Consider the following 19675-nt stretch of genomic DNA (forward strand, 5'->3'; position numbering starts at 1 on the left):
GATGGCGCCGCGGCAGAGCACCCCGCCCGCCGTCCTCGCCTGCGGCGAGATCCGCACCTGCCTGCTGCCCGCCCGGCAGGCCCTCGACATCCGCTCCGCCGCCCAGCTCCTCGGCCTGCGCGCCGACGAACGGGTCCTCCTCTCCGAGCGCCCGGGCCTCTACGCGCGTTCCCCCGACACCCTCACCGGCGTCGACTGCCCGCTGCCCAGCGCCAACGGCGCCCGGATCCGCGCGGTGGGCACCGTCACCGCGCACGCCGCGCTCACCGAGGGGCGGGTCCTCCAGACCTCAGCGCACTGCCGCCTCCCCGCCGCCGGCCCCGACCAGCGGCGCCCCTGGGGCGAGTACCTGGTGCGGCCCGGCGTGGTCGAACCGCTCGGCCGGCTCCCGCGGGACGCGGTGGCCGAGGGCGTGCTCGGCGGCGGACGCCACGGCGACCTCGACGTCGGCCTGGTCGCCGACGGTCTGCTCACCCGGCTGCTGCGCCACCCGCTGCTCGACCAGCGCCCGCCCTTCCGCTCCCGGCCCACCAGGCTGCGCTGGGTCGCCCTGCCCGCCGAACCGGGCGAGGGCCCCTCGCTCGAACGGTTCACCCTCGCCGAGGACGAGCTGCGCACCGTACGCCTGCGGATCCCCGAGGACACCGACGGCGCCGGCCTCGCCGCCCTCTGCGACGACCTCGCCCTGCACGACTGGCTGCTCACCACCGTCGTCCGCATGCTCGACGGCATCCGGCTCGGCGCGTCCGGCGCCGAGGACACCGGGGCCGTCGTCAGGGCGCTGCGCCCCGCCGTGGACCACCTGCTGCACCTGTGGATGCCGGGAGCCCGGGTGACCCGCGAACTGGCCCCGCTGTGGGACCCGCTGGAAGAGCGCCCCGGCTTCACCCGGCAGTGGCAGGCCCTGGTGCAGCGCATCCGCGACCAGCTCACCCTGCACGCCATCCCCGCACCCCACCGGGAGGTGGAGCCGGCCCCCTGAGCGGGCCCAGCGCCTCCCACGCACATCCCCGCACCCCGATCCGACCCGCGCATCCCAACGGGGGGAGAAGCGAGATGAGCACGGCACAGACACCCCGACCCGACGACAAGCCCCGCACCCCGGGCCCGGCCGACCCGAGAGGGGAGTCCCCATGGGCGCGCATGCTGCTGGTGGCGCTCGTGGTCGGCGCCCTCTTCTGGAGCGTCACCGCGCTGCTGAGCCCGGACGACGGCACCCTGCGGGTGTTCGCGGCCGCCGTCCTCTGCGCCGGCGCGGCCCTCCTCGTCCAGTACCTCCTCGGCCTCGCGCCACGCCCGGGGCACGAGCGGCTGGAGGAGCACACCCGCCGGGTGGAGAGCGCCCTCGCCGAGAACACCGCCGCGCTGCGGGACGGGCTCAACCAGTACGACGACGAACTCAAGTCCGGTCTGACCCGGCACACCGAAGACGTCAAACAGCTCGTCGAGACGCACGTCAGCCACGGCGACCACCGGTCCGGCGAGTCCGCGACACCGCTGGACCCGGTCCGCATCGACAGCGTGCCCGACCTGGCCAAGGGCTTCGCCGACGTCCTGCTGCCGAGCCCCTCGATCCTGCACACCTTCGTCCACCTGGAGATGTCCCGGGTGGTCGGCCACATGGCGGACCTCACCAACCTGAGCGCCGAGTGCCCGGGCGAGAACCACGACTGGATGCTCACCCTCACCCGGGCCGCCGAGCAGTCCATCTGCGCCACCAGCACCTCCGTCGACCGGGAGTTCTGGAGCAGCGAGCCGGCCGGCCGCTACCTCGACGCCCAGCAGGAGGCGATCGACGAACAGGGCGTCTCGGTGCGCCGCCTGTTCCTGCTGGAGAGCGCCAGGGAACTCGACGACCGGCTGCTGCGGCTGTGCGAGGAGCAGGAACTGCGGCGCATCGACGTACGCGTGGCGGTCCTGCCGGAACTGCCCCCGCACCTCCAGCGCGGCACCACCAACGACTTCATCCTCTACGACGAGGAGGTGTCGTTCGAGATCGAACAGGACCTGCGCGACGTCAACGTGCGCACCCGCCTGACCGCCCGCCAGGACTACGTACGGGACCGCCTGAAGCGCTTCCGCGAACTCTGGGACGCGGGCATGGGCCTGCGCGAACTGGAGGTGCGCGTCGACGACGAGGAGGACGGCAACTGGATGGTCGACCGGGCCTGACCGGCCGGGCCCGGTGACGCCGGGCGTCTAGTCCCGGCAGTAGACGTCGGTCGCGGGCCGGTCGCCGGTCGCGAGGAAGCGGGAGACGGTCCGGTCGCCGCAGGCGTTGCCGTTGGCGAGGTAGGCGTCGTGGCCGGTGGAGTCCACGGTGACCATCACCGCGCGCCGGCCGAGCGCCTCGCGCATCCTCAGCGCGCCGGCGAGCGGGGTGGCGACGTCCCGTTCGTTCTGGACGAGCAGGACGTTGGACGGCCCCCGGCCGGTGATCCGCACCGGCGCCTCGCGCGGTGGGTACGGCCAGGCGGCGCACACCATCGCGTTGCGGGGCATGCCGGCGGTGAGCGGGTACTTGGCGCGGCTCTCGGCGACGTCCTTGCGGTACACGGCGGGTGACGTGGGCCAGGCCACGTCGTTGCAGAGCGCCCCGACGCCCACGGCGGTCACGTTCTGCAGCACCGCCTCCGGCGGGCCCTGGGGCGCCGGGGGCACGGTGCCCTCCAGCGCCGCCCGCATCAGCCTGGCCAGCGTGGGGTAACTGCCGGGCCGGTAGAGGCTGTCCAGCATCGTCTGGCGCAGCACGTTGCCGTTCAGCTCCTGGGGGTTGGCCCCGGGCCAGGGGATCGGCGCGCGGTCCAGCCGGGCGGCCAGCCGCAGGAACAGCGGCCGTACGTCGGCGGCCCGGTCCGCCACCCGGTCCGGGTTGCCCGGCGCCGAGGCCCAGGCCGCGAAGTGCGGGAAGGTGTCCTCCACGCCCTGCTCGTGCCCGGCGAGCCAGGCGCGGGCGACGCGGGTGGGGTCGGGGTCGTCGTTGCTGTCCAGCACGACGCGGTCGGTGCGGTGCGGGAAGAGCTGCGCGTACACCGCGCCGACGTACGTCCCGTACGACACCCCCCACGCCGAGAGCCTGCGCTCGCCCAGCGCGGCCCGCAGGCGGTCGATGTCGCGGGCCTCGTTGGCGGTGCTGATGTGCCGGATCAGCGCACCGCCGTCGCGGACGCAGGCGTCGGCGACGCGCCGGGCGGTGTCGAGGTTCCCGTCGATCGAGCCGTCGGGGGCGGGCCAGGGCCGGAGTCTGGAGGTGGCGAGGTCGGCGGTCTCCAGCCCGCAGTCGACGGAGGAGGAGGGGGCGACCCCGCGCGGCGCGAAGCCGACGAGGTCGTAGGCGTCCCGGACGCTCCGCGGCAGCTTCTGCCCCTTACCGGACGGGTCGTTCAGGCTGGAGCCGCCCGGTCCGCCGGGGATGAGCAGCAGGGTCCCGCGCCGGGCGTCCGGGTTCCCGCTCCGGATGCGCGAGACGGCGATGCCGATACGGGGGCCGCCGGGATCGGCGTAGTCCATGGGCACCTGGAGCGTGGCGCACTGCTGACGGGGGTCGGCGGCACCTTCGCACTCCGTCCAGGCGAGGCTCCCGGCCGGGACCCCGGCCCCGGCGGAGGCGGTGACCGGCGCGGTGATGCCGAGGAGTGCGGTGGAGACGCCGACGACGGCGGCGTTGCGGACGGTTCGCTTGCGCAGTGTCATGCGGAGAGCCTCGCGGAGCCCGCGGCGCGCTCCCATCCGGCCAACATCCCTATGCGCAGGGGGGATTGCCCCAGGGTGGGTACTGCCCGGGCGAGGGACGCCCGGGCAGTACCCGGACTCACCTCAGGTGCCGGCCGAAGAACCGGTCGCCGTCCTCCACCTCTAACCACGGGGTGCCGGTGTGGCCGCCCATGTTGGCGTGCAGCGTCTTCTCCTCGCTGCCGAAGGCGTCGAAGAGGTCGAGGGCGCGCCGGCGCGGGTTGCCCTCGTCGTCCCACTGCAGCAGGAGCAGCAGCGGCACCCGGACCCGCGGGGCCTGCTCCCGCTGGGCGCGGGGCACGAAGCCGCCCGCGAAGAAGCCGGCCGCCGCGATCCGCTGGTCGGCCGCCGCCAGGCGGATGCCGAGGGCCATCCACCCCGAGTACCCGACCGGGCCGCCGATGCCGGGCAGCTCCAGGAGGGCGTCCAGGGTGGTGAGCCACTCCGGGGCCGCGTTCTCGACCAGCGGGCCGACGAGGGCCTCGAAGGCCTCGTCGGCGGGCTCGCCGTCCCGCAGCGCCCGGCGGAGCTCGGCGCGGGCCCGCTCGTCGGCCGCGGAGCGGGGCCGGTCACCGCACCCGGCGGCGTCCACGGAGGCCACCGCGTAGCCGGCCGCCGCGGTGTGCACGGCGCGGGCCACCAGCCGGGGCTCCGCCTTGGACATGCCGTTGTTGTGGGCCATCAGCACCAGCGGGACCTGGCCGTCGGACTCGGGCGTCCACAGGGTGCCGGGGATCTCGCCGAGGGTGAACTCGCGGGCGACGACCCCGTCGTCGAGGCGTCGTTCGGAAGTGAAACGCATGGTCGTGCCTTTCGGGAGTGCGCTTGAACGGCGCTCCCGGACGACCTATCGCCCGACCGTGACCCCGAAGGAGAGCACCCACGTCGAAACGTCCACGGGTACCACCTCCTCGTCCTGTCGCACGGCCACCGAGAAGCTAGCAGTGGATGCCACCGGGCCGCCAACGGGTTTTCCGCGGCGCACACCGATGCCCCGAGGCGGGGTGAGCCGCCCCGGGGCATGCGCGAGAATGGGCGGCATGAGTCTGTTCCGCGACGACGGCATCGTGCTGCGCACCCAGAAGCTGGGTGAGGCGGACCGGATCATCACCCTGCTCACGCGCGGTCACGGACGCGTACGCGCCGTGGCCCGCGGGGTGCGGCGGACCAAGTCGAAGTTCGGCGCCCGCCTGGAGCCGTTCTCCCACGTGGACGTGCAGTTCTTCGCCCGGAACAGCGAGCTGGTCGGGCGCGGGCTGCCGCTGTGCACGCAGAGCGAGACCATCGCGCCGTACGGCGGCGGGATCGTCACCGACTACGCCCGCTACACCGCCGGCACGGCCATGCTGGAGACGGCCGAGCGGTTCACCGACCACGAGGGCGAGCCGGCCGTGCAGCAGTACCTGCTGCTCGTCGGCGCGCTGCGCACCCTCGCCCGCGGCGAGCACGCCCCGAACCTGGTGCTCGACGCGTTCCTCCTGCGCTCGCTGGCCGTCAACGGGTACGCGCCGACCTTCGGGGACTGCGCGAAGTGCGGCCTGCCCGGTCCGAACCGGTTCTTCTCGGTCGGCTCGGGCGGCTCCGTCTGCGGCGACTGCCGGGTGCCCGGCAGCGTCGTACCCTCGCCCCAGGCCCTGGAACTGCTCGGGGCGCTGCTCACGGGAGACTGGGGCACCGCGGACGCGTGCGAGCCGCGGTACGTCCGGGAGGGCAGCGGCCTGGTCTCCGCCTACCTGCACTGGCACCTGGAGCGGGGCCTGCGCTCGCTGCGGTACGTAGAGAAGTCCTGAGCGCCCCTGAGCAGTCCGGGGCGGCACCACGGTAAGACCACGTTACGAGGAGACGAGAGACACATGGCGGTACGCGGGATCCTGGGGCGGCAGCGCCGGGAGTACAGGACGCCGGAACCGCACCCGTCCGGCGCACGGCCCCCGGGCCTCGGCGAGCTGGTCCCCGAGCATGTGGCGATCGTCATGGACGGCAACGGGCGCTGGGCCAAGGAGCGCGGCCTGCCGCGCACCGAGGGGCACAAGGTCGGCGCCGAGCGGGTGCTCGACGTGCTCCAGGGTGCGATCGAGATGGGCGTGAAGAACATCTCCCTGTACGCCTTCTCCACGGAGAACTGGAAGCGGTCGCCGGACGAGGTGCGCTTCCTGATGAACTTCAACCGGGACTTCATCCGCAAGACCCGCGACCAGCTCGACGAGCTGGGGATCCGCGTGCGCTGGGTGGGGCGGATGCCGAAGCTGTGGAAGTCCGTGGCCAAGGAGCTCCAGGTCGCCCAGGAGCAGACCAAGGACAACGACCGGCTGACGCTGTACTTCTGCATGAACTACGGCGGCCGCGCCGAGATCGCGGACGCCGCGCAGGCCCTCGCCGAGGACGTGCGGGCCGGGAGGCTCGACCCGTCGAAGGTCAACGAGAAGACCCTCGCGAAGTACCTGTACTACCCGGACATGCCGGACGTGGACCTGTTCCTGCGGCCCAGCGGCGAGCAGCGCACGTCCAACTACCTGCTCTGGCAGAGCGCGTACGCCGAGATGGTGTTCCAGGACGTGCTCTGGCCGGACTTCGACCGGCGCGACCTGTGGCGGGCCTGCCTGGAGTTCGCCTCCCGCGACCGCCGCTTCGGCGGCGCCATCCCGAACGAGGAGCTGCTGGCCATGGAGGGCCGCAGCGGAGGCAACTGAGCCCGTCCGGCGTTTCGAGACGAGGCCGTCGGGCCCGCAAGAGGGGTCCGGGGCCGGGCCCCGGACCCGGCGGCTCAGCCCCGGGAGGCGGCCGCGCAGTCGGCGCAGGTGCCGAAGATCTCCACGGTGTGGGCGACGTTGACGTAGCCGTGCTCGGCGGCGATGGCCTCGGCCCACTTCTCCACCGCGGGGCCCTCGACCTCGACGGCCTTGCCGCAGGTGCGGCAGACCAGGTGGTGGTGGTGGTCGTCGGTGGAGCAGCGGCGGTAGACGGACTCGCCGTCGGCGGTGCGCAGCACGTCCACCTCACCGGCGTCGGCGAGGGACTGCAGGGTGCGGTAGACGGTGGTGAGCCCGACCGAGTCGCCCTTGTGCTTGAGCATGTCGTGGAGCTCCTGCGCGCTGCGGAACTCCTCGACCTCCTGCAGCGCCGCCGACACGGCGGCCCGCTGCCGGGTGGCGCGGCCCTTCACGGGCGGTCCAGCGGTGGTCACCGGATTCCTCCTCACGTCTGCGGCTTGCCGGGCCATTGTGCCAGCCCGGCCCGGCGGCAGTCAGACACCGGCGTCGTCGGCGGCCCCCCGAGTGGCCGGAACCCTGCACTCCGCCGGATCGGCGGCCGGCCCCGCCGCGGACGCCGCCCGCGCGCGTCGCCGGGCCAGCGGCGCGGCCAGGACGGTCATCAGGACGAACGCGCCGATGGTCAGCAGCACGATCGTCGCGCCCGGCGGCACGTCCTGGTAGTACGACGTGACCGTGCCGCTGAGCGTCACGGCGACGCCGATGGCGACGGACACCGCGAAGGTGGCGGCGAAGGAGCGGGTGAGCTGCTGTGCGGCGGCCACCGGGACCACCATCAGCGCGGACACCAGCAGCAGCCCGACGACGCGCATCGCGACGGTCACCGTGACGGCCGCGGTGACCGCCGTCAGCAGGTTCAGCGCGCGCACCGGCAGGCCGGTGACCCGGGCGAACTCCTCGTCCTGGCTGACCGCGAAGAGCTGGCGGCGCAGGCCGAGGGTGACCAGGACCACGAACGCGGCCAGCAGGCAGATCGCCGTCACGTCGGACTCGGAGACCGTGGACAGGGAGCCGAAGAGGTACGAGGTGAGGTTGGCGTTGGAGCCGCCCGGCGCGAGGTTGATGAACATCACGCCGCCGGCCATGCCGCCGTAGAAGAGCATCGCGAGGGCGACGTCGCCGCGGGTCTTGCCGTACCAGCGGATCAGCTCCATGAGCACGGCGCCCAGGACGGAGACCAGGGTCGCCATCCACACCGGCGACCAGGAGAGCAGGAAGCCGAGGCCGACGCCGGTCATCGCGACATGGCCGATGCCGTCGCCCATCAGGGCCTGGCGGCGCTGGACCAGGTAGATGCCGATGGCGGGGGCGGTGACGCCGACCAGGACGGCCGCCAGGAGCGCCCGCTGCATGAAGGCGTAGTTCAGGATTTCCATCAGCTCAGCAGTCCCGTGCGGATCGGTTCGGCGCCCGCCGGCGCGTGCGGGTGGACGTGGTCGTGGCCCGGCAGCGCGTGCTGGCCGACCGCCTCGGGCGGCGGACCGTCGTGCAGCACGCAGCCGTCGCGGAGCACCACGGCGCGGTCGATCAGGGGCTCCAGCGGGCCCAGCTCGTGCAGGACGAGCAGGACGGTGGTGCCGGCGGCCACCTGGGCGCGCAGGGTGGTGGCCAGCACCTCCTGGCTGGCCAGGTCGACGCCCGCCATCGGCTCGTCCATGATCAGCAGCTCGGGCTCGGCGGCCAGGGCGCGGGCGATCAGCACCCGCTGGTGCTGGCCGCCGGAGAGGGCGTTCACGGAGTCCTTGGCGCGGTCGGCCATGCCGACCAGGTCCAGGGCCCGGCGTACGGCCTCGTGGTCGGCCTTGCGCAGGATGCCCAGGCGGGCGCGCGAGAGCCGGCCGGAGGAGACCACCTCGGTGACCGTGGCGGGGACGCCGCCCGCGGCCGTGGTGCGCTGCGGGACGTAGCCCACGCGCGCCCAGTCGCGGAAGCGGCGGCGCGGGGTGCCGAACAGCTCGACGGCCCCGGCCGTCACCGGCACCTGGCCGATGAGCGTGCGCACGGCCGTGGACTTGCCCGAGCCGTTGGCGCCCAGCAGCGCCACGACCTCACCGCGTCCCACGGTGAGGTCGATGCCGCGCAGGACGGGGCGTGAGCCCAGCTCGGCGCGGACGCCGCGCAGGGAAATGACTGGCTCGTCGCTCACGATGCCCTCCGTAACGATCGGTCCGCTCACTTGGCGCCGAGGGCGGCCTGGAGCGCCTTGAGGTTGGCCTCCATGACGCCGACGTAGTCGTCGCCCTTCGACTTGTCCGTGATGCCTTCCAGCGGGTCCAGGACGTCGGTCTTCAGGCCCGCGTCCTTGGCGAGGGTCCTGGCGGTCTTGTCGGACACCAGGGTCTCGTAGAAGACGGTGGTGACGCCGTCGGCCCTGGCCTCCTCCTGCAGCTCCTTGATCCGGGCGGGGCTGGGCTCGCTCTCCGGGTCGAGGCCGTTGATGGCCTCCTGGGTGAGGCCGTAGCGCTCGGCGAGGTAGCCGAAGGCGGCGTGGTTGGTGAAGAAGACCTTGCTGCCGGTGTCCGCCAGGCCGTCCTTGAAGGCGGTGTCCAGGTCGCCCAGCTTCTTGGCCAGGGCGTCGGCGTTGGCGCGGTAGGCGTCCGCGTGGTCCGGGTCGGCCTTCTCGAAGGACTCGGCGACGCCCTCGGCGATCTCGGCGTACTTCACCGGGTCCAGCCAGACGTGCGGGTCGAGGGCGTCCCCCTCCTCGGAGTGGCCCTCCTCGGCGTGCTCCTCGCCGGAGTGCCCCTCGGCGCCGTGGTCGTGCTCGACGCTGCCGTGGTCCTCCAGCTCGGTCAGCCCGGCCGCGTCGATCTTGGTCTTCACGTCGGACTGGGCGACGGCCTCGTCCACGGTGGGCTGGAGGGACTTCAGGTAGAGCACCGCGTCCGCCTCGCCCATCTGCGCGGTCTGCCTGGCGCTCAGCTCCAGGTCGTGCGGCTCCTGGCCGGGCTCGGTGAGAGTGGTGACGTTCACATGGTCGCCGCCGATCTCCTCGGCGAGGTACTGCATGGGGTAGAACGACGCGACGACGTCGAGCTTGTCCGTGTTGCCCGCCGCCGAGCTGTCGCTGGAGCAGGCGGAGAGGGTGCCGAGGCCGAGTGCGGCGGCCGCGGCGACTGCTATGCCGGATATGTGGCGTCGTCGTACGTTCATGGGATTCATTTTCAACAAATATGGAAACGGTTGTCAACAAACGGTCGGATCGGATGGCTGCGGATCCGGTGGGGCCCCGATTTGGTTGAGGGGCAGTCCACGCCGGTAACCTGAAGCATTCTCTGGAAGCATCTCGCTTCGCCCGCCCGTCTCCCGACCACCACCCCTCATCGAGGCGCTTCGCGCCGCACCAGTCAGTCACCGTCGTCGTAATGAAGAGAGCACCGTGGCCGCCGACAAGATCGACACCATCGTCAGCCTGAGCAAGCGCCGTGGCTTCGTATTCCCCTGCAGTGAGATCTACGGCGGTCAGCGCGCCGCCTGGGACTACGGTCCGCTCGGTGTCGAGCTCAAGGAGAACCTCAAGCGCCAGTGGTGGCGCTACATGGTCACCTCGCGCGAGGACGTCGTCGGTCTCGACTCCTCCGTGATCCTGGCCCCCGAGGTCTGGGTGGCCTCCGGTCACGTCGCCACCTTCACGGACCCGCTGACCGAGTGCACCTCCTGCCACAAGCGGTTCCGCGCGGACCACCTGGAGGAGGCGTACGAGGAGAAGAAGGGCCACGCCCCCGAGAACGGCCTCGCCGACCTCAACTGCCCCAACTGCGGCAACAAGGGCACCTTCACCGAGCCCAAGCAGTTCTCCGGCCTGCTCTCCACCCACCTCGGCCCGACCCAGGACAGCGGCTCCGTCGCCTACCTGCGCCCCGAGACCGCGCAGGGCATCTTCACCAACTTCGCCCAGGTGCAGACCACCTCGCGCCGGAAGCCGCCGTTCGGCATCGCCCAGATGGGCAAGTCCTTCCGCAACGAGATCACGCCCGGCAACTTCATCTTCCGCACCCGCGAGTTCGAGCAGATGGAGATGGAGTTCTTCGTCAAGCCGGGCGAGGACGAGAAGTGGCAGGAGTACTGGATGGAGCAGCGCTGGAACTGGTACACCGGTCTCGGCCTGCGCGAGGAGAACATGCGGTGGTACGAGCACCCCGCGGAGAAGCTCTCGCACTACTCCAAGCGCACCGCCGACATCGAGTACCGGTTCTCCTTCGGCGGCAGTGAGTGGGGCGAGCTGGAGGGTGTCGCCAACCGCACCGACTACGACCTCTCCTCGCACTCCAAGGCCTCCGGCCAGGACCTCTCCTACTTCGACCAGGAGGCCGGCGAGCGCTGGACGCCGTACGTCATCGAGCCGGCGGCCGGTGTCGGCCGGGCCATGCTGGCCTTCCTGCTCGACGCGTACGTCGAGGACGAGGCGCCCAACGCCAAGGGCAAGCTGGAGAAGCGCACCGTGCTGCGGCTCGACCCGCGGCTGTCCCCGGTGAAGGTCGCCGTGCTGCCGCTCTCGCGCAACCCGGAGCTGTCGCCCAAGGCGAAGGGGCTGGCGCAGGCGCTGCGGCAGCACTGGAACATCGAGTTCGACGACGCCGGCGCGATCGGCCGCCGCTACCGGCGCCAGGACGAGATCGGTACGCCGTTCTGCGTCACCGTCGACTTCGACACGCTGGACGACAACGCGGTGACGGTCCGCGAGCGGGACACGATGAAGCAGGAGCGCGTGTCGCTGGACCAGATCGAGGGGTACCTCGCTTCGAGGCTCGTCGGCTGCTGACGCCGGTCGGTGTTGCCCTACCAGGGGGCTCTGCCCCCTGGACCCCCGGCCTATGCCCACCCACCACCCGACTCGGTCGGGAGGGGGGTGGGCGTTTCGGTTTCGGGGGCCTGGGGTCCCGGTTCGGGCTTCCCGGCTCGCCCTTCCCGACTCAGCGGCCCTGCAGCGACTTCACGTTGTCGCCGAAGGTCCAGTTCTTCGAGCCGTCCCAGTTGAGCGACCAGGTCATCAGGCCCTTGAGCGAGCCGTTGTACTGGTTCCAGGCCTGGGCCACCAGGGACGGTGCCATGTGGCCGCCGCCCGCGCCGGGCTGTGCGGGCAGCCCCGGGACCTGCTTGTCGTAGGGCACCCGGATCGTCGTGCCCTGGATGACCAGGCCCTTGTTCAGGCAGTCGGTCTGCGCGGTGAAGCCCTGGACCGTGCCGGCCGAGTACGAGTCGCCGGAGCAGCCGTACATGCTGCCGTTGTAGTACTGCATGTTCAGCCACCACAGGCGGCCGTTGTCCGCGTACTTCTTGACGACGGGCAGGTACGCGCCCCAGATGGAGCCGTAGGTGACGCTGCCGCCGGTGACGTAGGCGGTCTCCGGGGCCATGGTGAGGCCGAAGTTCGCGGGCATGCGGGCCAGCACGCCGTCGATGATGCGGATCAGGTTCGCCTGGGACGTGGAGAGTTGGCCGATGCTGCCGCTGCCGGTCAGGCCGGTCTCGATGTCGATGTCGATGCCGTCGAAGTTGTACTTCTTGAGGATCGGCACGATCGTGTCGACGAAACGGTCCGCGACGGCCGTGGAGTTGAGGTCGATGCCGGCCGTCGCCCCGCCGATCGAGAGCAGGATCGTCTGCCCGGACGCCTTCGCCGCGCACATCTCGGCGGGCGTCGCCACCTTCACGCCGGTGTCCATTCCGTCCTCCCAGAGGGCCGTTCCGTCGGAGCGGATGACCGGGAAGGCGGCGTTGAGCACGTTGTAGCCGTGGGCGCCGATGCGCGCGTCGGTGATGGGCGTCCAGCCGAAGGGCGGGTGCACGCCGTTGGCGGCGCCGTCCCAGTTCTCCCAGTAGCCCTGGAGGACCTTGCCCGCGGGCTTGGACTTCACGGCGCAGGTGTCGGCGGCGGCAGCGGTGGGGGCGGGGCGCGCCGAGGGGGCGGCGGACGCGGTGGCGACCCCGAGCGGGGTCAGGACGGTGGCAGCCAGTGCGGCGGCCAGCAGGCGGATCGTGCGGCGGACCATGCCGGGCCTCCCGGTGGGGGTGCGGTGAGGTGTCGTAGGCATGACAGTGGTGTGGTCCAGACCTTTCGTCAAGAGGTCTGGACCAAGAAGGAGCGGCGTCGTGGCGGTGACGCCGTAGGGGTGACGCCGAGGTGCGGGAACCGCGAGTTGTGCGGAAGGTGAGGTTTCAGGGTTTCCCACCGCACGGACAGGGCGAGGACGAACAGTCATGGCTGAGCAGAAGTCGGCGCAGACACTCCCGCGGCCGCTGCACGCGGCCGCTTCCGCGGCACGCAAGGTGCCGGGCGCGACGACGGTCGGCAGGGCCGCCGAGGGCGCCCTGGACCGGATCGGCGCGGTGTCGCCGCGCGGGCGGCGCGTGCTCGTCTACACGGGGGCGGGGGTGCTGGGGGTCGCCGGACTGGTGGAGTGGCCGGTGGCGGTCACCGGGGCGGCGGTGGCCTGGCTGACGCAGTCGCGGCGACGCCGGAACGGCAACGGCAACGGCAACGGCAACGGGAACGGGGCGGCGTCGCGCCGCACCGGCGGCGCCCGGTCGGGCGGCGCCGCGGGGACGGGCAGCGCCCGGTCGGGCACCGCCGGGTCCGCCGCCTCGAAGCCGGCGGCGTCCAAGTCGGCCTCGTCGAGCACGGGTGCGGCGAAGAAGACGGCCGCGCAGAAGACGGCCGCGCAGAAGACCGCCGCCAGGACGAGCACCGCGAAGAAGGCCACCGCCAACAAGGCCACGGCGAAGAAGGCCACCGCCAAGTCGGCCGCCGCGAGGGGCGGTGCGGCCAAGAAGGCGACGGCCAAGAAGACGACGGCCAACAGGGCGACCGCGAAGAAGACGACCGCGAAGAAGACGACCGCGAAGAGGACGACGGCCAACAAGGCAGCGGCCAACAAGGCGACCGCGAAGAAGGCGGCCGCGAGCAGGACCGCCGCCAAGTCCGCGCCCGCCAGGAAGACCGCCGCGCAGAAGACCGCCGCGCAGAAGACCGCCGCGCAGAAGTCCGCGGCCAAGAAGAGCACCGCGAAGACCGCCGCCAAGAAGAGCACAGCGAACAAGGCCACCGCCAGGAAGGCCCCCGCGAAGAAGGCCCCCGCGAAGAAGACCGCCTCACCCGCACGGAGCAGGGGCCGGTCGGGAAAGAAGGCGGCGTCCAGCCGTCCCTCCGGCTCGGCCTCGGCCGGGAGCCGCCGGACGGCGTCCGCCTCGCGCACCCGCACGACGGCCTGAGCCCCGGCCATGGTCGGCGCACTTCTGACGCGGTCCCAGGACGCGGTCACCGGATTCGTACTGGCCGGACCCCGGCTGCTGGCACGCGGCACCGCGCCCGCCGTGGGCGCGGCGGCCGGCGCGGTCGCGGGCACCGCGCGGGCCGGCGTTCGGGGCGCCGACTTCGCGGCCCGCGCGGCACGGGTCGCCCGCGCGGCCCTGCCCGGCGGCGCCCGGGAGTGGCGGGCCGGGTCCCGCGCCCACCTCGCGCTCAGCGCGGCCGGGTCGGACGAGGCGCGCCTGGCGGGCGGCACCGAGAAGGTCGCGCGACGGGTCGCCGCCGCGGTGGCCGAACACCCCGACGTGCTGGTCGCCTACTGGGACACCGGCCTGGCCAGACTGGTGGTGACCGCGACCGAGGAGGAGCTGACCGACTCCGTCGTGGACCACGCCACCGATGTCGCCCACCGGCACGGACTCGCCGTCGGCGACCAGGTGGACGAACTGGCCCACCCCGGCGACCCGGCCTCGGTGCGCGTCGCCGCCACCGCCCTCGGCGCCGACCTCCTCGGCATCGCCGCCGCCGTGACCGCCTCCCGGCTGCGGCTGCCCCCCTCGCCCCGCCTGATCACGGCGGTCGCGACGCTGCTGCGCGAGAACCCCGCCTTCCGGGCCTGGCTGCGCGAGCGGATGGGCGACCACCGGATGGACGTGACGCTGGCCGCCGCCAACGCGGCCGTGCACGGCGCCGGGCAGAGCCCCACCTCGCTCGCGCTCGACGGGGCGCTGCGCGCCTGCCAGTTGACCGAGGCGGTGGCGCGGACCGCGGCCTTCGAGGTCGTGCACGACCAGCTCTGCGCCCCCGGCCGGGGCAGCCTGCCCGCGGCCCCCGCGCTGCGCCCGGATCCGCGCACGTCCCCGGCCCAGGACTACGCCGCCCACGCCTCCGCCGGCAGCGTGGCCGGCGCCGCGGCGACGCTGCTGGTCAAGCACGACGTCGCCGAGGCCGCCGAGGCGATCCTGGCCGGCTCGCCCAAGGCCGCGCGCTACGGACCCGCCGCCTTCCACGCCGTACTGAGCGCCGCCCTGTCCCGCACCGGTGTGCTGGTGCGCGACCCCGGCCGGCTGCGGCAGCTGGAGATGGCCCGCACGGTCGTGCTGCACCCGAGCGCGCTGCGGGTGCCGGACGACGGCGCCGACCCGTGGACCGAGGACGTCCTGGACGCGGCCCGGCGCGCCGGCCTCCGCGTGGTGATGGTCCAGGATCCGGCCCTGGCCGACTTCACCGGCCTCGCCGACCAGGTCGTCGACGCGCGTCGCCCGCTCGCGGACGTGGTCGCCGGCCTCCGCTCCGAGGGCGGCGTCGTCACGGTCGTACGGCCCCGGCCCGAGGACGACGCCTCGGTCCTGGCCGGGCTGCTCGCCGGGGACGTGGCGGTCGCCCTGGCCGACGCGGACTCCCCGGTGGCGTGGGGCGCCGACGTGATCGCCCCGCAGGGACTCGCCGACGTGTGGCGGCTGCTGCGGGCGGTGCCCGCGGCCCGTGCCGTCGGGCGGCGTTCGCAGACGCTGGCCAGGTCCGGGGCCGCGCTGTCCGGGCTGCTGGTGGCCGTCGGCGAGGCGCGCGGCCGGCGCCGCGGCAGGCCGGGCTTCATCGCCCTGTCCGGGCTGCGGCACGCGCCGGTCGACGCGAGCGCGGCGGCGGCCCTGCTGTCCGGGACGCGTGCGGCGGTCGGCGTGGCGATGGCCCGCGCCCCGCATCCCCGGGCGCGGGTGGCGTGGCACGCGCTGGACCTGGACGCCGTACGGGACCGTCTGGACCGGGAGGGCGAGCCCGCCGCGACCGTCGCCGAGCAGGCCGCGGCCCGGCTGCGCGCGGTCGCCGACCGGGCGGGGCGGGTGCCGGTGCTGGCCCCGGCGTTCTGGTCGTGGGAGCTGGCCCGCGCGGTCCGCGGGGAGCTGGACGATCCGCTCACCCCGGTGCTCGCGGTCGGCTCGGCGGCCTCCGCGATCCTCGGGTCGGTCGTGGACGCCCTGCTGGTGGTCGGGGCGCTCGACCTGAACGCGCTGGTCGGCGGCTTCCAGCGGCTGCGCGCCGAGCGGGCGCTGTCCGGGTTGCTGGCCGAGCAGACGCAGAAGGCGCGGATCTTCGAGGAGTCCGGCCGGGCGGGCCTCCCGCGCATCGTGGACGCCTCGCGGCTCCACCCGGGGCACGTGATCGAGCTGAAGACGGACGACGTCGTCCCGGCCGACGCCCGGCTGCTGTGGGAGGACGGTCTGGAGGTGGACGAGTCCGCGCTGACCGGTGAGTCGCTGCCGGTGGACAAGAGCGTCGACCCGGCGCCCAAGGCCCCGGTGGCCGAGCGGTACTGCATGGTCTTCGAGGGCACGACCGTGGTGGCCGGCCGCGCCCGGGCGGTCGTCGTCGACACCGGCGACCACACGGAGTCGGCGCGGGCGGTGGCGCTCGCGGCCCGCACCCCCGCGGCCGCCGGGGTGCAGGCCAGGCTCCAGGAGCTGACCCGCAAGGCGCTGCCGCTCACCCTGGCGGGCGGGGCCGCGGTCACCGGACTGTCGCTGCTGCGCGGGGCGCCGGTGCGGCAGGCCGTCGCGGGCGGGGTGTCGGTCGCGGTGGCCGCCGTACCCGAGGGGCTGCCGCTGGTGGCGACCGTGGCACAGCTGGCCGCGGCCCGCAGGCTGAGCCGGCGCGGGGTCCTCGTGCGCACCCCGCGCACGCTGGAGGCGCTGGGCCGGATGGACACCGTCTGCTTCGACAAGACCGGCACGCTCACCGAGAACAGGCTGCGGCTGTCCCGCGTCGCGGGCGCCGACGGCACGGTCCGCAGGGCGGGCGACCCGGCGGCGGCCGACGCCGTCAGGACCGCCGCGCGCGCCGTTCCCCGGCTGAACGGCGACGGGGCCCGGCCCACCCACGCCACCGACGAGGCCGTCCTGGACGCGGCCGGCGCCGACCCGGGCTGGACGCAGCTGGAGGGCCTGCCCTTCGAGACCTCCCGCGGCTACGCCGCCGCCGTCGGCCGGGACGCGGCGGGCGGGCCCGCGACGCTGGTGGTCAAGGGCGCCCCGGAGACGGTCCTGCCGGCCTGCGCCGACCTCCCCTCGCACGCCCAGGACGTGGCGCAGGCCCTGGCCCGCGACGGGCTGCGCATCATCGCGGTCGCCTCCCGGCCCCTGCGCCGGGGCGAGAAGCCCGCCGAGGTCCTCGAACAGCAGCCGGCGAAGCTGGAGTTCACCGGGCTGCTCGCGCTGGCCGACGTGCCCCGCGAGACCTCACCGGCACTGGTGCGCGGGCTGCGCGAGGCGGGCGTACGGCCCGTGGTGCTGACCGGCGACCATCCGCAGACCGCCCACGCCATCGCCGTCGACCTGGGCTGGCCCGAGGACGCGGTGGTGGTCACCGGTGACGAACTCGCCGCCGCCGACCGCACCGCGCGCTCCCGGATGCTGCGCGACGCCGACGTGGTGGCCCGGGTGGCGCCGGAGCAGAAGCTCCAGGTCGTCGAGTCGCTGCGGGACGCCGGGCGGGTCGTCGGCATGGTCGGCGACGGCGCCAACGACGCGGCCGCCATCCGCGCCGCCGACATCGGCGTCGGCATCAGCGCCCGCGGCTCGGCCGCCGCCCGCAACGCCGCCGACCTGGTGGTGACCGGCGACGACCTGCTGGTGCTGGTGGAGGCGGTCCGGGAGGGCCGGGCGCTGTGGCACAGCGTCGCCGACGCCATCGCCATCCTGATCGGCGGCAACGCGGGCGAGGTCGGCTTCGGCATCCTCGGCACGGTGCTGAGCGGCTCCTCGCCGCTGTCGACCCGCCAGATGCTGCTGGTGAACCTCTTCACCGACCTGTTCCCGGCGATGGCGGTCGCGGTGACGCGCACGGGGGACCCCGAACAGGAGGCCGCCGACGCGGGCGCGCCGCTGGGCGCGGCGGTCCTGGGCGAGCCCCTGCTGCGGCAGATCCGGCACCGGGCGCTGACCACGGCGCTCGGGGCCACGGCGGCCTGGCTGTTCGGCCGCTTCACACCGGGCACGGATCGCCGCTCGACGACGATGGCCCTGTGCGCCGTGGTCGGCACCCAGCTCGCCCAGACCCTCGCCGACCGCCGCGACAGCCGCCTGGTCCAGGTCACGTCCCTGGGCTCGGCCGCCGCGCTGGTCGTCCTGGTGCAGACCCCGGGCGTCAGCCGCCTCTTCGGCTGCACCCCGCTGGGCCCGGTGGCCTGGACGGGCGTCACGGCGGCGATCGTCCTGGCCCTGGCGGGCCAGCGGGCGCTGCCGGAGGTGGAGGAGGCGGTCCTCAAGTACTGGCCGATGCTGGCGGAACGGCTACCGAAGCCGCTGCGCTGAGGCGGGGACGTGGGCGGGTGCGTGGTCGTCTGCGGGTCGGTGGGGGCTGGTCGCGCAGTTCCCCGCGCCCCTTTGGGGGCGGGTGGTGGGCCGGGGGTGAGGGGTGGCCGTGGGGGTTGGTCGCGCAGTTCCCCGCGCCGCTTTGGGGCGCGGGAGGCCGGGGTCGGGGTCATGCCCCGGCGCGTGCCGTCTCCCGTTCCTCCGTCGACTCCAGGCGCTCGGCCGTGCGTTCGGCGGTGCGGCGGGCCCAGGGGCCGCTGGTGATCGCGCCCAGGACGAGGACCGCGAGGCCGCAGGCGGCCAGGATCCACCAGCCGGGGCGGGCGGCGGAGACGAAGGTGTCCCGGTACGAGGAGGCGCCCACGCCCGTCGCCAGGACCGCGCCGACCACCGCGACGCCCAGCGTCTGGCCCAGCTGGCGGCTGGTGGAGGCGACGGCGGCGGCCACCCCGGCCTGGGCGCGGGGCATGCCGGAGACGGCCGTGTTGGTGATCGGCGCGTTCACGAAGCCGAAGCCGACGCCGAACAGGACGTAGCCGAGGAACAGGGTGACGTCGGAGGTCTCCGCCTCGAACGCCGCGAACAGCACGCCGCTCGCGGTCAGCGCCCCGCCCGCGACCAGCAGCGGCAGCCGCGGCCCCCGGCTGCCGACCAGCCGTCCGGACAGCGGGGCGCACAGGAAGGTCGGGACGGCCATCGGCAGCATCCACAGCCCGGCCTCCAGCGCGCTCAGCCCGCGCACGTTCTGGAGGTACAGCGTGGACAGGAACAGGAAGCCGCCCAGCGCCGCGAACGCGCTGACGGCTATGACCGTGGCACCGCTGAACGGAGCCGACCGGAAGAAGCGCAGCTCGATCAGCGGTTCCGCGCGCCGCGGCTCGTGCAGGAGCAGGCCGGCCAGCGCCACGCACGCGAGGACCGCGAACGGCAGCACCGCCGTGAACCCCGCGTTCGGCGCCTCGATGATCGCGTACGTCAGCGAGCCGAACAGCACGATCACCAGCAGCTGGCCCAGCGGGTCGGGCCGGCGGGCCCTCGGCGCCCGGGACTCGGGGACGAAGCGCAGGGTGAGCAGCAGCGCCGTGAGGCCCACCGGGAGGTTGACCCAGAAGATCGAGCGCCAGCCGACCGACTCGACCAGCACCCCGCCCACCAGCGGCCCGGCGGCCATGGAGATGCCGACCACCGCGCCCCACACCCCGATCGCACGGGCGCGCTCGCGGGGGTCGGTGAAGGTGTTGGTGATGATCGACATGGCGACCGGATTGAGCATCGAACCGCCCACCGCCTGGACCATCCGGAAGACGACCAGCGAGGACAGGTCGGGCGCCAGGGAGCACAGCAGCGAGCCCAGCGTGAAGACCACCAGGCCGGTCATGAAGACCCGTTTGCGCCCGATCCGGTCGGCGGTGGACCCGGCCAGCATCAGCAGCGCGGCCAGCACGAGCGTGTACGCGTCGACCGCCCACTGGAGCCCGGAGGTGCTCGCGTGCAGATCGCGCTGCACGGCGGGGAGGGCGACGTTGAGGATCGTGTTGTCGATGCTCACGATCAGCAGGCTCATGCAGCAGATGGCGAGCACGAGCATGCGTCGGCGGTGGGTGAGCTCCGGCATG

The 19675-nt window shown here is 73.8% G+C and carries 15 protein-coding genes; 7 read left to right on the forward strand and 8 right to left on the reverse strand.

The genetic code is table 11. The annotated features are described in order from the left end of the window. Window position 1 precedes the first annotated feature (1 nt). Window positions 2–982 (forward strand): SCO2521 family protein, encoded by a 981-nt coding sequence (locus tag IE108_RS12560; protein WP_064727796.1) that lies wholly within the window; start codon window positions 2–4, stop codon window positions 980–982. Window positions 983–1056: 74 nt separating this feature from the next. Then, window positions 1057–2172: a hypothetical protein gene (locus tag IE108_RS12565; protein ID WP_064727795.1), complete on the forward strand. Its 1116-nt coding sequence runs from the start codon at window positions 1057–1059 to the stop codon at window positions 2170–2172. 27 nt (window positions 2173–2199) lie between these two features. On the opposite strand, the gene IE108_RS12570 is transcribed toward IE108_RS12565, so the two are convergent. After that, window positions 2200–3693, reverse strand: a complete 1494-nt coding sequence (locus IE108_RS12570) for an alpha/beta hydrolase (RefSeq protein WP_064731743.1) — start codon at window positions 3691–3693, stop codon at window positions 2200–2202. Window positions 3694–3811: 118 nt separating this feature from the next. After that, the gene (locus IE108_RS12575) at window positions 3812–4534 is read right to left on the reverse strand and encodes an alpha/beta hydrolase family protein (protein ID WP_064727794.1); all 723 of its coding nucleotides are present in this window, start codon (window positions 4532–4534) and stop codon (window positions 3812–3814) included. Between the two features lie 238 nt (window positions 4535–4772). Here IE108_RS12575 and recO point away from each other — a divergent pair, with 238 nt between their 5' ends. Beyond that, window positions 4773–5522 (forward strand): DNA repair protein RecO, encoded by a 750-nt coding sequence (recO, locus tag IE108_RS12580; RefSeq protein WP_064731742.1) that lies wholly within the window; start codon window positions 4773–4775, stop codon window positions 5520–5522. 63 nt (window positions 5523–5585) lie between these two features. Beyond that, window positions 5586–6422, forward strand: a complete 837-nt coding sequence (locus IE108_RS12585; RefSeq protein ID WP_064727793.1) for an isoprenyl transferase — start codon at window positions 5586–5588, stop codon at window positions 6420–6422. A gap of 74 nt (window positions 6423–6496) precedes the next feature. On the opposite strand, the gene IE108_RS12590 is transcribed toward IE108_RS12585, so the two are convergent. From IE108_RS12590 to IE108_RS12605, 4 genes are read right to left on the reverse strand one after another with little or no spacing between them, the layout of a single operon-like run. Continuing rightward, complete coding sequence (locus IE108_RS12590; protein ID WP_064727792.1) at window positions 6497–6916, reverse strand: Fur family transcriptional regulator; 420 nt, start codon at window positions 6914–6916, stop codon at window positions 6497–6499. Window positions 6917–6976: 60 nt separating this feature from the next. Further along, window positions 6977–7879 (reverse strand): metal ABC transporter permease, encoded by a 903-nt coding sequence (locus tag IE108_RS12595; protein ID WP_064727791.1) that lies wholly within the window; start codon window positions 7877–7879, stop codon window positions 6977–6979. Continuing rightward, complete coding sequence (locus IE108_RS12600) at window positions 7879–8649, reverse strand: metal ABC transporter ATP-binding protein (RefSeq protein WP_064727790.1); 771 nt, start codon at window positions 8647–8649, stop codon at window positions 7879–7881. The genes IE108_RS12595 and IE108_RS12600 overlap by 1 nt, the downstream gene beginning before the upstream one ends. A 26-nt stretch (window positions 8650–8675) precedes the next feature. After that, the gene (locus tag IE108_RS12605) at window positions 8676–9656 is read right to left on the reverse strand and encodes a zinc ABC transporter substrate-binding protein (protein ID WP_064727789.1); all 981 of its coding nucleotides are present in this window, start codon (window positions 9654–9656) and stop codon (window positions 8676–8678) included. Between the two features lie 226 nt (window positions 9657–9882). Between IE108_RS12605 and IE108_RS12610 the strand changes: the two genes are divergently transcribed. After that, complete coding sequence (locus IE108_RS12610) at window positions 9883–11265, forward strand: glycine--tRNA ligase (RefSeq protein WP_064727788.1); 1383 nt, start codon at window positions 9883–9885, stop codon at window positions 11263–11265. Between the two features lie 151 nt (window positions 11266–11416). Here IE108_RS12610 and IE108_RS12615 read toward each other — a convergent pair whose 3' ends face one another. Continuing rightward, the gene (locus tag IE108_RS12615) at window positions 11417–12496 is read right to left on the reverse strand and encodes a chitinase (protein WP_064727787.1); all 1080 of its coding nucleotides are present in this window, start codon (window positions 12494–12496) and stop codon (window positions 11417–11419) included. Between the two features lie 208 nt (window positions 12497–12704). Here IE108_RS12615 and IE108_RS12620 point away from each other — a divergent pair, with 208 nt between their 5' ends. Together IE108_RS12620 and IE108_RS12625 are read left to right on the forward strand one after the other, a co-directional pair. Beyond that, window positions 12705–13715: a histone H1-like repetitive region-containing protein gene (locus IE108_RS12620; protein ID WP_079163500.1), complete on the forward strand. Its 1011-nt coding sequence runs from the start codon at window positions 12705–12707 to the stop codon at window positions 13713–13715. A 9-nt stretch (window positions 13716–13724) separates the two neighbouring features. After that, complete coding sequence (locus tag IE108_RS12625) at window positions 13725–18059, forward strand: cation-translocating P-type ATPase (RefSeq protein ID WP_064727786.1); 4335 nt, start codon at window positions 13725–13727, stop codon at window positions 18057–18059. A gap of 169 nt (window positions 18060–18228) precedes the next feature. Here the strand turns inward: IE108_RS12625 and IE108_RS12630 are convergent, their stop codons facing one another. Further along, window positions 18229–19674: an MFS transporter gene (locus IE108_RS12630; protein ID WP_064731739.1), complete on the reverse strand. Its 1446-nt coding sequence runs from the start codon at window positions 19672–19674 to the stop codon at window positions 18229–18231. Window position 19675 lies beyond the last annotated feature (1 nt).

It is taken from the genome of Streptomyces parvulus (genome assembly GCF_014648855.1).
Taxonomy (GTDB): Bacteria; Actinomycetota; Actinomycetes; order Streptomycetales; family Streptomycetaceae; genus Streptomyces; species Streptomyces parvulus.